We start from the raw sequence: 13,470 nt of genomic DNA, 5'->3' as shown, positions 1-13,470 counted from the left end.
TGTCGAGAGCTGGATTGAGAGGACATAGGAACACTCGCCTCGGCCGCTTCGCCCCCAGACACGCCTCATTCGCGTCATGCCGATGACCTGGCCCGGCTGCTCTACACCTCCAGCACCACTGACGACATCAAGGGGGTGATGCTGAACCATGTCTACCTGACGGCCATATCACGGGACTGTTCGCCCGACGCCGATCCGCTCGACGTCGATGAGACCGTGGTGTATGCCGCGCCGAGTCTCACTGCGCCGGTCTCTACAGCCTGATCCATGTGCACAGGGCCGCTCGCCATGTCGTCCCGGAGTCCCGCGACTTCAAGGCCGACGAACTGTTCGAGCTGGCCAGCGGGTTCGGCAATAACACGTTGTTCGTGGCACCCGCCATGTTCAAGGACATGATCGAGCAGGCGCGCCGCCAAGGCTACGACGGTAAGGGCATCAAGACCATCATCTATGGGGACACCCCCATCTACCCGACAGACCTAGGCAACGTACTGTTCAAGAACAGCTACGGCGAGTTCCTCAAGACGGTGCTACGCCTGTGGTTGAAGGCCAGAGACAACGACACCTCCGCGCGCTGAAGAACATTATCTTTCGTTCAGAGCCTAGTATTCAGGTACATCGCCCCGCCCTCCCGCAACCTCAACCATCTCCGGCGATAGCGGTTTTTCCTTAAGCAGCAGTGCCAATATCAAGGCGATGCCCATCATTACCAGCGCGCCCTGAAACACAGAACGAAAAGCGACGAGCATCATCTCGTTGTTCGTGGCAACGGACATCCCTCTCGTCAGGATTGCACCAAATGCTGCTGCGCCCGTGGCGCCACCCAGGGTTTTGAAAAAATTTAGAGCCCCTGTCGCCACCCCAAGGTGACGGTGCTCTACAGCGTTCTGCCCAGCCAGTAGGACGACCTGGATGAAAAACCCCAAACCCACGCCAAGTATCGCCAACATGAATATGACGAGCCAAAGTGGCGTCGTGACTTGCACCAGACTCAACATAAATAGCCCGCCACCCGCAAATAGTGCCCCCAGGATAGGGAAAATGCGGTAACGACCTGTGCGAGAAATGACTATCCCTGTCAACGCTGTTGCGACGATCAGTGCGAGCAACAAAGGGACAATGCTGCTACCAGAGAGAAAGGCTGATAATCCGAACACTTTCTGCAGCATTAGTGGTACAAAAAACATGGCGACAAACAGCGTAGCTGTAGACAGGAAAAACAATGCCGATGAAATCGAAAAAATGCTGTTGGCAAATAGTACAAGCGGAGTAATCGGTTCAGATGCATATCGCTCGACCTGTAAGTAGGCAATGAGCGACAACAGACTGACGCCTGCCAAACTGAGTATTTGCCAGGACCACCAAGCAAAAGTACTACCACCCTGAACCATAACGAGCAAAAACGATGTGGTAAAAAGAATCGAAAGAAGCGAACCGGCAATATCCAATCGGTGTGCGCTTTTATGAGTGGGTAGATGCAGGCGAGTCGCAATTATTACAAAGGCCAGCACACCGATTGGCACGTTGATCAGAAATATCCAGGGCCAGCTCCAATGATCCACGATCAATCCACCCAACACCGGCCCGAGAATGATTGCTATAGCAGGGACGATTCCGAGCGTGGCTTGGTAGCGTGCTCGCTCACGGGGTGAAACCATATCTCCCACAATTGCCATAACCAACGAATTGAGCCCTCCGCCGCCTATGCCTTGCAATGCACGAAATCCGATCAGCCACAGCATCGTTGGAGCAAACGAACAGAGAGCGGAACCAAGGACGAAGATAGCTACCGAGGCTTGAAACACCTTTTTCCGTCCATGCATATCGCCAAGCTTGCCGAAAATTAACGTGCTAATGGCGCTGGTAAGCAAGTAGGCAGTAGCAATCCAAGGGGCGTTTGCAGTATCGCCGAGCTCCTCACCAATCTGGGCAAGTGCAGTGGCGACAATGGTTTGATCCAAGGTGGATATGAATAACACCAACATCAAAGGCAATAACACGGCTGAAACAGCGGTACCTGTTAAGGGCTGTTTCGTATCTGGAGATCGGTAGTCGGCACTTGGCATATCGGTTTCTCAACTAGAGGTTTCAGACTTGAGCCATACCGCCGTCCATAGCGAGGATACTGCGTGTTAGGGCGAGTTTTAGCACTGACGAGAAATGGCGCAGTACTGGCCATCTCCTGCGCCTCTCTCCAGCGCTTTATCGAACTGCTGCGTAGGCTAAACGAGGGCTTTGTTGAGCTTTTTTGGGTGCCAATACCCATACGGCCCCATCAACGGCGCCACCGATAAACCTACGTCGCTGGAAACACCGGTCACTAACGTGACCTTACGAGAGAGTTTGGATACAGACTCAGTCATCGAACGCTCCTCCAAAGCGACTTGTCATCAGCCGATGACATCATTACTCCACATAGGGTTTGCCAATGTCAACAACTGATGACAAAATTAGCTCATGAACATACAGAAGCAGTCAAAAGCCTCTACTCTGAATGTGCAACGCACTGCTCAGGGACGAAATTCCGCGGAAACACGGCAGCGCATCCTCTGTGCCGCGCGGCGGTGCTTCTCATACAAAATCTATGAGAGTGTTGGTATACGCGAGATTGCCGGCGTTGCAGGTGTGGATGCGGCATTGGTAAGCCGTTACTTTGGCAGCAAAGAGCAATTGTTCGCCGAAATCATTCAGGGTGCATTCAACGTGGAAGAGCATTTGCCTGCTCATTTGGAGGACGTCGGTAAATTTCTGGTTGAACGCGTCCTGAGCAACAACCCTGCCCCCAATGATGACGGCTTCAACCCATTGAGTTTGCTACTGCTGGCCTCCGCAAGCCCTGCGACATCTACTCTCGCGTCTAGTCGATTTCATGTCGAGTTTGTGCAACCACTGGCGCTCAAGTTAGGCGGTAGAAATGCCAACGTGCGAGCAGCGTTAATAGGCTCCTATGTCATCGGACTTGCCACCATGCGACATTTGCTTAAATCACCGGATCTCGACAAAATCTTAAAGGACGAATCAGTGACATTGGTTATTGCTGCAATCCAGTCTTGCGTATCCCGTCCCTGATGAGACGGCTCAACGTAAGTTCATGCTGCTAGCAAACACCGCCCTTCAACCGTTTTTATGCTCATACGGTCAACTCCATCACGACGGGGCTCTATCCCCAAAGTTGCCAGCATGCAGCACCTGTCGGGCATGACCACATGATCGCCAGGAGCGATGGTCGTTACCGCAGCGCCCACGCCTCCACCACGCCCGCACCTACGTGCCCCAAAATAATTGGCAACGGCGTTGGAAAGAGCTGATCGCGAACGACCATATCGGTGTGGCAAACACCTGTAGCCACGACACGCACGCGGACCTCGTCGGCACGCGGAACAGCCAGCTCTGCGCGCTCGAGCCGGAGCTTGCCGCTGGCTTCACGCAACACGGCGACTTTTACTTCGATGGGGGTGAGAGTGGCTTGGGACATGCTTTTATCCTCTTTAATAAGTTTTTCTGGGTATGCAGCTTTGACTTACGCCTCTTGAAGAGCACGCGGGCGATTGCTCCGTCGCTCCGCTTCAAGGTTGGCTGCCGGACGCAGCTGAAAATCGAATTTCATTTGTGCAAAACGTCCTGGCACTTGATGGGCCGCAGCCAAGGCTTGGTCGATGAACTGCACCTCACCGATCAATCCATCCCGCGTGGCGTAAGCGAAGTCATCCCAGAGGTATGCGTCGTTGGATAGGTTGATCTGCGTGGTCAAGTGTTCGTAACCCGGGGCGGATACGAAAAAGTGGATATGCGCCGGACGCTGGCCATGCCTGCCCAATTGGTTGAGGCACTCCTGGGTCGGGCCCTGAGGGTTACAGCCGTAGCCCGACGGCACGATACTTCTGGCTCGATAACGCCCCTCGGCGTCGGTCACAATGCGACGACGCAAATTGAATTCGGATTGGCTTTTATCAAAGTGGGAGTACCTTTACCTGGAAATATTGAAAACAAAAACGGGCATGCGATAAAGATCAGCAATCTTGCCAAAACATACTGAATGCCTGACTAAGGCAGTTACCTGTGTCATATCCTGATCGATGTCCTGACTGCGTAATTGCATGGATTTGACCAGTCAATTGCATTCGACTTGACCAGTGAATCCGAGGTGGTCGTTACGCAGTGGGAAGCCAAACTGAACAATGGTGTCAATGCGGCAGAAAACCTCAGCCACCGCTTAGTCCACCTGTTTCAGTTCTCGTGGTAGCGACTTGCGAAAGGCCTGTAGGTTGATGCTCTGGGAAGAGTCGCTCGACAATCGCACAATCGATCCAATGACCTTCAAGGCAGCATGTTCCTCATAAACGCCCAACTGACGGAAACCGTGTGCTTCGCAAAGCGCAAGGCCGGCACCGTTTGAAGTGAATATGCGGGAAAGGACTTTCCAAAATCCATGTGCCTACGACTCTTTGAGCAATGCTTGAAGCAGGAGCTTGCCCAGCCCCTGGCCTCGTACCTTACGGCTCAAGTAAATCCAAAAGTCAGCGATACCGTCATAGCATGTGCGAGCGCGATATTCGCTGAGGCTCGCCCAACCTACAACCTGATCGTGATCGTGATCCTCGAGCATTGCAGGGCGACACTTTTTTGCGACTGTAGCCGAATCCACTTATGGTCGAGGTTCGCGTTGAGACTGTGGCTCAGCGCGCGCTGGCAATCGAAGCGCCGGGCTGGCCACACTCTTGAATGACCCGGGCCTTGAAGGGTTTGGAGTAGGAACAGCGTTGTGGCTGCTTAAAATACCCGTTTGATAGGCTAGAATTGGCGCCCACTTAAATTTAAATGCACACATGTCTTGCCTTTTCAGCGCCGGCTAGATGACTTTGCCGGACGCATACCGTTACTCCCTGATAGCATCAGAAGCAAAATCGAATGAAAAAAAACCTTCAGGCGGCCTCATTAGCGGCAAGCCCTCACTCACTTAGCAAGCCAAGACTCGACCTCGTCCGAACCATGCTCAGCCTTCCAAGCCTTCAACAGCTTGTGATTCCCGCCCTTTGTTTCAACAATTTCACCTGTATGCGGGTTCTTGAAGACATTGAGATCACGTGGCTTACGAGTGCTTTTCTCTAGAGTAGCAGCAGGTGCTGATTTACAACCGGCAGCCAGCGGATCCAGCAGGGCAATCACGTCACGCAGGCTGTAGCCATACTCCCCCAAGAGAGCGCGCAGTTTGGTCTAAAACTCCATTTCAGCCTAGAGCCCAGAATCACCCTTCATCGACTCCAGCTCTGCAAGCTGTGCTTCCAACTGTTGTTCAAGCTTGCGAAATCCAGCTAAAAGGGACATAGCACTTCCTTCAGATCACTGCGGAGTATTAGTCCAGTTTACGCTATGCGGGGAGTCGGGAAACATCCACAACGTAGTTCATACACACGCTGATTTGATAAATGGCCCCTGCAGCGTAAGGCTTCAGGATCTCAGGAACATCATGGCCAAAAATTATAACAACGGAGGGGTGGCAAAGAAGATAAATGTCTACTCCCATAGAAGCAGCAGTACTCAGAAGCTGCGGAGTTTCTGCCGGCCGACACTCTTAGTCTTTATCAGCGGCCTCATCCTTGTCCTTCGCATCACTGGCCACCATGGAATCGTTCTCTTGATGCGCCGCCTTGACGGCATTGCGCTCCAGGGCACGATCTCTTGCTTCCATCATTCTTGCAAACACCATGTCTCCGCCGCTTTCAGCGAACACAACTGGTGACAGCAATAGAGCGCCTGCTAATGCTGCAACTTGGAAAACTTTCATATCTACACCTTCATGTTGGCGAGAGCGCAATAATACTTACCCGAGGTTGTCGAGAAGATTGCGTGAGAATTACAATTTTGTAATTCAGCACATCCAGTCACTCATAAGCACATCAGAACATACCTCTGCAATGAAGAGCCTTACGCCCTGGTTTTATGTTCGATGGCTGCTTCAACTATTTACCTGTGATGACGGGAGCATTACAAACTCGCTACCTCCAGATGCTTGGTTCTTGCTGAGCCACGGGAAGCGCCGGGCTGCCGTTATAGCTATATTTTTTTTAAGAGTTCCAGCCACAGATCCTACATTTCAAATTTGTAATTTTTCAGTCACCTTGCCGTTATCTTCGACTCGTCAAGATCGTCACTCACTGGCAGCTCTCAGTTTTAAAAAAATAAGCCAGGTTGACACGTCTAAAAGCAATCTGCCGATTCGAACGGAGCGCACATGACTCACCTTAAAAAAATTTCCCTTGCAGTATTTTCAACTATTGCAGGTTTCACCCCGATTGCCGGTTTCGCTGAAGAGCAGAAAGAAGGGTTCATCGAGGGCAGCACACTTAATGTCCTCAGCCGCACTTTCTACATGAACCGGGACAGTCGCAAGGGGCAGTCTAACGCAAACGGAAACGGCTACTCTGAGGGAACCGCGCAAGGGTTCATTGGTAAATTCGAATCAGGTTTTACCCAAGGCACCTTCGGCGTCGGTGTCGATGCCTTTGCGATGATTGGGTTGAAGCTTGATACGGGCGGCGGCCGCAATGGCCTGCAGAGTTCCTTCAACGTTCTGCCTGTCGATGACGACGGTCAGGCCAAAGACGAATGGACAAAGGTTGGTGGTTCAGTGAAGGCTCGGGCCTTCGACACAGTCGTGAACGTTGGCGATGTATTCCCATCGACGCCCGTGGTTTCGTTTGGTGACTCTCGGGTACTTCCTGAAAGCTTTCGAGGTGTAACAGCCACCAACAAAAGCATCAGCGGCTTGACGATGCAAGGTGGCCGACTACACGCGATGAGCCAGCCCCAGTCCACCTCGATGCGTGAGAATTTCGCCACGTTTTACGCGGGGCCGGTGAACTCCCCTTGGGTTGGGTATTTCGGCGGTGACTACGAGGCAACCGATCGTTTGACCCTGGGCTTGTACGGGAGTCGATTGAAAGACGCGTGGGATCAGAAGTACGCCTCCGCTTCCTACGTCCTTCCTCTCTCAGATCAGATGGCACTGACGGGTAGCCTGAATTACTACAACGCTACCGATGAAGGCAAAAAGCTCCTCGGCAAGTTCGACAACAATATCTGGAGCGCAAAAATAGGCCTGAAATATGGCTCCCACACCGTGTCTCTGTCGCATCAACGTAACCAAGGTGATGATGACTTTGACTACCTGAGGCAGTCGGACTCGATCTACCTGGCCAACTCTATTCAATACAGCGACTTCAACTCACCGAAAGAACGCTCTTGGATGGCGACCTATAATCTGGACATGAGCAATTTCGGGGTACCCGGCCTATCGTTCATGACCCGCTACGGCAAAGGTACAGATGGTGACTACTCCAATGCCAACAGCACCTACATGCGACGAGATTCCGATGGCAATCCGCTGAAGGATCAGAAACGCTGGGAACGGGACATCGAAGCGAAGTATGTCGTTCAGACTGGAAGCATGAAGGATCTATCTCTGCGTCTTCGGCAGGCTACAACGCGCGCGACCGCGTTCGAGTCAGACCTGGATGAAGTAAGGCTGATCGTTGAGTATCCGCTTAGCGTCTTGTAGTACCGTTTATTAATCCTGATGACCAAGCTAACGGGCATCCTATCTCAATGCTGACTTCGGTCGTCAGGACACACCTCGAAGCAACATTCACCTTTAGAAGCTCCCGCTCCAATTAAGGTGGTTTTTTGGCGTCCTAGGGACGCCTTTTTTCCGACCGTAGAATGCACCGATAAACACTGAAGGACTCCAGCCTCGACTGGCCCGTCAGCAATTCTTAATGGTTGGTGAAAATGATGAAAGAAGCCGCCAGTTTCAGCGATCGTTGTTAGCGCGCGGATACAGCAATAGGGTGCGCTCAGACGTGATCGACCAGTCCAGGCCGGAGTCACGCAGCAATTGAGTCAACGCATTCTGCTCGTTGAGTTCGCCATTGAGTGCCGGAGCCATCTTGTCCTGTAGAAGTTTCGCATCAACGCTCATTTGCAAATGATTCTGCCGGGCGAATTGAGCCAGCGCAGACGCTAATGGCTGGGCGGTAAATGCGTAGCGCTCAGTGGGCAGCGAAGCGAGGCTGTCAGCAGCCCATAGAGAGGTCATCGGCAGCAGCATAAAGAGCGCCAAAGATGGAAGTGCACGCAATATCGACATGAATACGATCCTTCATATGTCTAATTAGCGCGTAGAGATATTCTTAAGTGATAATGAAAAACGTACTGCTCGGCGATTTTTTCCGAAATCTAAAAAAATAGGCAAGTAACTCAACCCTCGTCAGTCCCGCAGGCCCCACCTGGTAACTCAACGCATACGATAAAAGCGGCCTTAGAGGCCGCTTTCGGCTGAAGAAGGTGCAAACATGAACGCCTCCATAGATCAGCGTCAATTTTTACCTCTGCAACCACTCATGATCTGGTACTTAACGGTATTAAGCTTGCCGCTGGAATCTTCATAAGTCATCAGTTGTGGTATGACCTTACAAGTCCGCAGATCTGGAGACGTACGTACGACCTTTGCAATATCGAGCTTCATGCCATATTTGTAATCAACGATAGGCGGAACGACCTTCTGTGATTTTTCAGCATACTTCCAAGTGATCGCTTGGTGCTCAGTTAAAATGTCCTTAACCGATACATCGTCAGAATACGCAAATGATGCCATTGGCGAAAGGACAGCAAGGGCAAAAACCAGTGACTTGGCGATACGCATAGTATGTCTCCAATTGAGTGATGCCTTAAGTTAACAGCCCACCACTAACTGGAACGTTGCACCAAAATTACCATTTGGACATGTCTACACCTGCAGAGCCATACCTGCCTCCAAGGCTTCATAACAATATTGTAATTATCCGCTCACCTTCCTGTTAGCAAGCTCAACGTATTATCAACCTCAATTCCTAAGGGACGATTGTACGCCCCGCAGGTACTGCCATTCACCTACACGGTTATCACTATGAATCTGATCAAATCGATGGTTTTCGCAGCTGTTGCCTTGTCTTGTACTGCAGCCTTCGCTCAAGACGGTAGCGAAAGATCAAATCAAGCGGCTCAAAAAATGCGGATTGCCCAAGAAGCGCGATTCGACGGTCAAAACAGCAACGATGCCTCACGGTACGTTAGCGCTGACGAGAAATCTCGCGCTGAACAGCTGAAAAAAACCGAAGGCTAAATCATTGCCTTCAGCATAATTCGCCTTTAGTAGCTCAACAGCTCCTTTGGTTAAGGTGAATACTTTAAGCGCCCCCCGGGGCGTTTTTTTTTGCCTTTTTTAATGAAATGACTTGAACGCTCTTTTCATTTTATATGTCACAACCCCATCCTCTGACACCCTCTCCCATCCAAGGATTGCACTATGAGCTCAGGCCACAGCCATGGCGAAGTACGCGCCGGACATGAGAAAAAGCTTTTACTCGCATTAGGGCTCACCACGGCATTCATGATCGCTGAAGTCATTGGCGCCTGGATCACTGGCAGCTTGGCCCTCCTCTCCGATGCGGCGCACATGTTTACCGATTCGGCTGCGTTGGCGATCTCGCTTCTAGCCTTCCAGATAGCAAAACGTCCTGCAGATCGCAACCGAACATTTGGCTACGCCAGATTTGAGATATTGGCATCGACGTTCAACGCCATTCTGCTTTTCCTCGTTGCGATGTACATCCTTTATGAAGCCTATCAACGGCTCGTGACTCCCGCTCCGATTCAGTCAACGGGAATGCTCGTGATCGCTGTTCTGGGCCTGGTGGTCAACCTTATTTCCATGCGCCTGCTAGGGTCTGCCAGCGGCGAAAGTTTGAATGTGAAAGGTGCCTATCTAGAGGTTTGGAGCGATATGCTCGGCTCGCTCGGTGTGATCATTGCGGCATTGGTTATCCGTTTCACGGGTTGGGCGTGGGTGGATTCTATCGTTGCCGCCGGGATTGGTTTATGGGTACTACCCAGAACCTGGACTCTGCTGCGTGAAAGCATGAATGTGCTTTTGGAGGGTGTGCCAAACGGTGTCGACCTAGAAAAGGTTGAGCAGACCATCCTGGCAGTTGAGGGGGTCGTAACCATCCATGACCTTCACGTCTGGTCGGTCACCAGCGGCAAGAACGTCATGAGCGTTCATGTGGTTGTCTCTCAGTCAGCACTAGATGGGCAGGACATTCTGAGTCAGGTTACAAACTCAGTCAGTCAGAACCATGAGATTGGCCACTCCACCATTCAACTTGAGCATGACGGCTTTCACGATGATGAGCATGCACAAGAAGGTCACGAACATCATGCATAAAAAAACTCGCGGCAGGTAACTGCCGCGAGCTCTTCACCTTATGGACTCAGTGCTTTCAGTCCTCTTCGTCTCGTCGATGGGCCCATTGATACAACGCGGGAAGAACAAGCAGCGTCAGTACGGTAGAGGATAGTATTCCGCCGATCACAACCGTCGCCAACGGACGCTGTACCTCTGCCCCAGTGCCAGTCGCCAGCGCCATGGGGATGAACCCCAGAGAAGCTACTAACGCTGTCATCAAAACAGGACGCAGACGTGTCAGGGCACCCTCGTTGATCGCATCGCCAAGTGAGCGGCCTTCCTCGCGCAGGTTACGAATAAAGGCAATCATCACCAAACCGTTCAGTACGGCGACACCTGACAACGCGATAAAGCCAACGCCTGCCGAGATGGACAAGGGGATGTCTCTCAACCAGAGCGCCATGACGCCGCCGGTCAGGGCGAACGGGATACCTGTAAAGACCAGCAAGCCGTCCTTCAGGTTGTTGAACATCATGAACAGCAAGGCCAGCACCATCAGCAAAGCCACCGGCACCACAATTTGCAAACGCTTGGCAGCAGATTGCAGCTGTTCAAATTGGCCGCCCCAACTCGTCCAGTAGCCGGCAGGAATATCTACACCGCTCGCGATGCTCTCACCCGCTTCTTGTACAAATGAACCTAGATCACGACCCCTTACGTTGGCGCTGACTATCACCAAACGCTTGCCGTTCTCACGACTGATCTGGTTTGGCCCGAGCACCAGATCCAGCGTTGCAACCTGGGACAGCGCGATAAAGCCGATCTGCTGATTGCTGCTACCGGCGGTGGCGGGTATCGGAATGAGCAGACTGGAAAGCCCGGCAACATCTGTGCGTAGCTTGTCCGACAGACGCACGACCATGTCGAAGCGACGATCACCCTCATAGAGAGTACCGGCCTGGCGACCACCTACTGCCGTGGCAAGTGCGTCCTGCACGTCTCCAACGTTAAGGCCATAACGCGCCGCCTTGTCACGATCGATGTTGATCGTCAGAACAGGCAAGCCGGTGGTTTGCTCGACCTTGACCTCAGAGGATCCAGGCACCTTCTGCATCGTGGCGGCAATTTTAGCGGCCGTCTGATTCAACACGTCCATGTCGTCGCCGAAGACCTTCACCGCGACATCACTTCGAACACCAGATACCAGTTCGTTGAAACGCAGTTGGATCGGTTGAGAGAGCTCGTAGTTGCTGCCCGGCACGCTAGCAGCGGCTTGCTGCAATTCGGCAATCAGCGTCTCGCGGGACTTGCCCGGATCAGGCCACTGGCTTTGCGGTTTGAGCATGACGTAGCTGTCGGAGATGTTTGGCGGCATAGGATCGGCGGCAATTTCCGCCGTACCCGTCCGGGCAAACATACGTTCAACTTCAGGCACCTTTTCAATGATCGCCTTCTCAAGGTGCTGCTGCATTTCTACCGACTGAGTCAGGCTGGTACCCGGAACTCGAAGTGCCTGCAGGGCAAAATCCCCTTCACTCAAGCTTGGGACGAACTCACTGCCCATTCGACTTGCAGTGAATCCAGACAAGACGATCAACACGAACGCTAGCGAAAACGCTATCGCTCTATGACCCAATACCCAGGTCAAAATCGGTGCGTAGCGCAGGCGAGCCGTGCGCATCACGAAACCTTCCTCCTCCTTGACCTTACCCGTCACAAACATGGCAATGGCGGCAGGTACGAAGGTCACCGAAAGAATCATGGCCCCGAGCAGCGCGATGACAACCGTAAACGCCATCGGGTGGAACATTTTGCCTTCCACACCAGTCAGCGCGAAGATTGGCAAATACACGACCATGATGATCAGCTGGCCGAAAATGAGTGGCCGACGGGCCTCTTTCGCAGCAGCAAACACTTCATGAAAGCGTTCAGAGCGGGTCAACATCCGGCCATGCTTTTGCTGGGCATGGGCCAGTCGACGGATCGCGTTCTCGACGATAACGACTGCGCCGTCAACGATGATGCCGAAGTCCAATGCTCCCAGACTCATCAGGTTGGCACTGACTTTGTTGGTGAACATGCCCGTAAAGGTGAACAGCATGGCCAGAGGAATCACCATGGCGGTGATCAGCGCGGCGCGAATGTTGCCCAGGAAAAGGAAGAGGATCGCGATAACCAGAATCGCCCCTTCGACCAGGTTCTTCTTCACCGTCGCAATCGCTTTTTCGACTAGGTTGGTACGGTCGTAAACAGTGACCGCCTTGACGCCTTCTGGAAGCGAGCGATTGATATCAGCAAGTTTGGCCGCAACGGCCTGAGAAACGGTGCGGCTGTTTTCGCCAATCAGCATAAAGACAGTGCCCAGCACCACCTCACGGCCGTTTTCAGTTGCCGCTCCCGAACGTAGCTCTTTGCCTATGCCAACATCAGCGACGCTGCTGACGCGGATAGGCGTGCCCTGCACATTGGCAATGACGATGTTGGCGATGTCCTGCACCGTACCGAGCTGACCCGGTGCGCGGATCAGCAATTGCTCGCCACCGCGCTCGATGTAGCCAGCGCCGACGTTCGCATTGTTTCGCTCCAATGCTGCAACCAGGTCGTTCAGCGTCAGCTTGTACGCCGCCAGCTTTTTGGGGTCTGGCGCAATCTGATACTGCTTGGCAAACCCACCAATGGTATTGATCTCAGCAACGCCTTTTACGTTACGCAGCTGCGGTTTGATGATCCAGTCTTGTATCACCCGCAGATCGGTTGGCGTGTAGGCAGTTCCGTCGTCCTTCAGCGCCCCCTCCTCGGCCTCGACTGTCCACAGAAAGATCTCGCCGAGCCCAGTAGAGATGGGGCCCATTACCGCATCAACGCCTTCTGGCAGCTGATCCTTGGCAATTTGCAAACGCTCGCTTACCAACTGACGGGCGAAAAATAGGTCGGTGCCATCTTCAAAGATGACCGTGACCTGAGACAGTCCCGAACGCGACAGCGAACGGGTCTGCTGTAGCCCGGGAAGGCCCGCCATGCTGGTTTCAATCGAGAAAGTAATACGCTGCTCGGTCTCTAGCGGCGAAAAGCCCGGAGCCGAGGTATTGATTTGCACCTGCACGTTAGTGATGTCAGGTACTGCATCGATGGGGAGTTTCTGGTAGCTGGCAATGCCGAGCCCAGCCATGAGTAGAACAGCAAGCATCACAACGATGCGCTGTTCTATCGCAAATTTAATCAACCGTTCAAACATAGAGTTTTACTCG

At 52.7% G+C, this 13,470-nt stretch carries 13 protein-coding genes and 3 pseudogenes; 6 read left to right on the top strand and 10 right to left on the bottom strand.

The genetic code is table 11. The features are described from left to right. Positions 1-24: 24 nt before the first annotated feature. Together AFK24_RS31780 and AFK24_RS31775 are read left to right on the top strand one after the other, a co-directional pair. Positions 25-264: an AMP-binding protein gene (locus AFK24_RS31780; RefSeq protein ID WP_346424289.1), complete on the top strand. Its 240-nt coding sequence runs from the start codon at positions 25-27 to the stop codon at positions 262-264. A gap of 5 nt (positions 265-269) precedes the next feature. Beyond that, entirely contained in the window at positions 270-578 is a 309-nt protein-coding gene (locus AFK24_RS31775; RefSeq protein ID WP_065836585.1) for a hypothetical protein, read from the top strand. A 24-nt stretch (positions 579-602) separates the two neighbouring features. Here the strand turns inward: AFK24_RS31775 and AFK24_RS29380 are convergent, their stop codons facing one another. After that, entirely contained in the window at positions 603-2,066 is a 1,464-nt protein-coding gene (locus tag AFK24_RS29380) for an MDR family MFS transporter (protein WP_065836584.1), read from the bottom strand. 156 nt (positions 2,067-2,222) lie between these two features. Then, positions 2,223-2,363: a hypothetical protein gene (locus AFK24_RS31310; RefSeq protein WP_170826413.1), complete on the bottom strand. Its 141-nt coding sequence runs from the start codon at positions 2,361-2,363 to the stop codon at positions 2,223-2,225. A 94-nt stretch (positions 2,364-2,457) separates the two neighbouring features. On the opposite strand from AFK24_RS31310, the gene AFK24_RS29375 reads away from it, so the two are divergent. Beyond that, positions 2,458-3,069 carry a TetR/AcrR family transcriptional regulator gene (locus tag AFK24_RS29375; RefSeq protein ID WP_065836583.1) on the top strand — a complete coding sequence of 204 codons (612 nt, stop codon included), beginning with the start codon at positions 2,458-2,460 and terminating at the stop codon, positions 3,067-3,069. 160 nt (positions 3,070-3,229) lie between these two features. On the opposite strand, the gene AFK24_RS29370 is transcribed toward AFK24_RS29375, so the two are convergent. The 5 genes and pseudogenes from AFK24_RS29370 to AFK24_RS29350 form a co-directional block, all read right to left on the bottom strand. Beyond that, the gene (locus AFK24_RS29370; protein WP_065836582.1) at positions 3,230-3,475 is read right to left on the bottom strand and encodes an alcohol dehydrogenase catalytic domain-containing protein; all 246 of its coding nucleotides are present in this window, start codon (positions 3,473-3,475) and stop codon (positions 3,230-3,232) included. A 45-nt stretch (positions 3,476-3,520) separates the two neighbouring features. Continuing rightward, positions 3,521-3,964 (bottom strand): annotated as a pseudogene (locus AFK24_RS29365) (catechol 1,2-dioxygenase); the annotation flags it as partial. 238 nt (positions 3,965-4,202) lie between these two features. Beyond that, positions 4,203-4,582: pseudogene (locus AFK24_RS31920) on the bottom strand (GNAT family N-acetyltransferase); the annotation flags it as partial. Positions 4,583-4,953: 371 nt separating this feature from the next. Further along, positions 4,954-5,325, bottom strand: a pseudogene (locus AFK24_RS29355) (histone-like nucleoid-structuring protein, MvaT/MvaU family). A gap of 247 nt (positions 5,326-5,572) precedes the next feature. Continuing rightward, positions 5,573-5,785, bottom strand: a complete 213-nt coding sequence (locus AFK24_RS29350) for a co-regulatory protein PtrA N-terminal domain-containing protein (protein WP_065836580.1) — start codon at positions 5,783-5,785, stop codon at positions 5,573-5,575. 447 nt (positions 5,786-6,232) lie between these two features. Here AFK24_RS29350 and AFK24_RS29345 point away from each other — a divergent pair, with 447 nt between their 5' ends. Then, positions 6,233-7,558 carry an OprD family porin gene (locus AFK24_RS29345; protein ID WP_065836579.1) on the top strand — a complete coding sequence of 442 codons (1,326 nt, stop codon included), beginning with the start codon at positions 6,233-6,235 and terminating at the stop codon, positions 7,556-7,558. Between the two features lie 252 nt (positions 7,559-7,810). Here the strand turns inward: AFK24_RS29345 and AFK24_RS29340 are convergent, their stop codons facing one another. Together AFK24_RS29340 and AFK24_RS29335 are read right to left on the bottom strand one after the other, a co-directional pair. Beyond that, positions 7,811-8,146 (bottom strand): STN domain-containing protein, encoded by a 336-nt coding sequence (locus AFK24_RS29340; protein ID WP_065836578.1) that lies wholly within the window; start codon positions 8,144-8,146, stop codon positions 7,811-7,813. A 228-nt stretch (positions 8,147-8,374) separates the two neighbouring features. Further along, positions 8,375-8,701, bottom strand: a complete 327-nt coding sequence (locus AFK24_RS29335; protein ID WP_065836577.1) for a DUF2790 domain-containing protein — start codon at positions 8,699-8,701, stop codon at positions 8,375-8,377. Positions 8,702-8,944: 243 nt separating this feature from the next. Here AFK24_RS29335 and AFK24_RS29330 point away from each other — a divergent pair, with 243 nt between their 5' ends. Both AFK24_RS29330 and AFK24_RS29325 read left to right on the top strand, forming a co-directional pair. Continuing rightward, on the top strand, positions 8,945-9,160 hold the full coding sequence (locus AFK24_RS29330; protein WP_065836576.1) for a hypothetical protein: 216 nt from the start codon (positions 8,945-8,947) through the stop codon (positions 9,158-9,160). 183 nt (positions 9,161-9,343) lie between these two features. After that, positions 9,344-10,261 carry a cation diffusion facilitator family transporter gene (locus AFK24_RS29325; RefSeq protein ID WP_065836575.1) on the top strand — a complete coding sequence of 306 codons (918 nt, stop codon included), beginning with the start codon at positions 9,344-9,346 and terminating at the stop codon, positions 10,259-10,261. A gap of 55 nt (positions 10,262-10,316) precedes the next feature. On the opposite strand, the gene AFK24_RS29320 is transcribed toward AFK24_RS29325, so the two are convergent. Continuing rightward, positions 10,317-13,457 (bottom strand): CusA/CzcA family heavy metal efflux RND transporter, encoded by a 3,141-nt coding sequence (locus tag AFK24_RS29320; protein ID WP_065836574.1) that lies wholly within the window; start codon positions 13,455-13,457, stop codon positions 10,317-10,319. Positions 13,458-13,470: the final 13 nt, after the last annotated feature.

It is taken from the genome of Pseudomonas syringae (genome assembly GCF_001698815.1).
In the GTDB taxonomy this organism is placed as follows: Bacteria; Pseudomonadota; Gammaproteobacteria; order Pseudomonadales; family Pseudomonadaceae; genus Aquipseudomonas; species Aquipseudomonas syringae_A.
This window is presented reverse-complemented; position numbering and strand designations above follow the sequence as displayed.

What these genes read in the sequence shown, in the direction of transcription:
- AFK24_RS29325 (WP_065836575.1), top strand. Translation starts at nt 9,344, where the DNA reads ATGAGCTCAGGCCACAGCCATGGCGAAGTACGCGCCGGACATGAGAAA.
- AFK24_RS29335 (WP_065836577.1), bottom strand. Translation starts at nt 8,701, where the DNA reads ATGCGTATCGCCAAGTCACTGGTTTTTGCCCTTGCTGTCCTTTCGCCA.
- AFK24_RS29345 (WP_065836579.1), top strand. Translation starts at nt 6,233, where the DNA reads ATGACTCACCTTAAAAAAATTTCCCTTGCAGTATTTTCAACTATTGCA.
- AFK24_RS29330 (WP_065836576.1), top strand. Translation starts at nt 8,945, where the DNA reads ATGAATCTGATCAAATCGATGGTTTTCGCAGCTGTTGCCTTGTCTTGT.
- AFK24_RS29380 (WP_065836584.1), bottom strand. Translation starts at nt 2,066, where the DNA reads ATGCCAAGTGCCGACTACCGATCTCCAGATACGAAACAGCCCTTAACA.
- AFK24_RS29320 (WP_065836574.1), bottom strand. Translation starts at nt 13,457, where the DNA reads ATGTTTGAACGGTTGATTAAATTTGCGATAGAACAGCGCATCGTTGTG.
- AFK24_RS29375 (WP_065836583.1), top strand. Translation starts at nt 2,458, where the DNA reads ATGAACATACAGAAGCAGTCAAAAGCCTCTACTCTGAATGTGCAACGC.
- AFK24_RS31310 (WP_170826413.1), bottom strand. Translation starts at nt 2,363, where the DNA reads ATGACTGAGTCTGTATCCAAACTCTCTCGTAAGGTCACGTTAGTGACC.
- AFK24_RS29370 (WP_065836582.1), bottom strand. Translation starts at nt 3,475, where the DNA reads ATGTCCCAAGCCACTCTCACCCCCATCGAAGTAAAAGTCGCCGTGTTG.
- AFK24_RS29350 (WP_065836580.1), bottom strand. Translation starts at nt 5,785, where the DNA reads ATGAAAGTTTTCCAAGTTGCAGCATTAGCAGGCGCTCTATTGCTGTCA.
- AFK24_RS29340 (WP_065836578.1), bottom strand. Translation starts at nt 8,146, where the DNA reads ATGTCGATATTGCGTGCACTTCCATCTTTGGCGCTCTTTATGCTGCTG.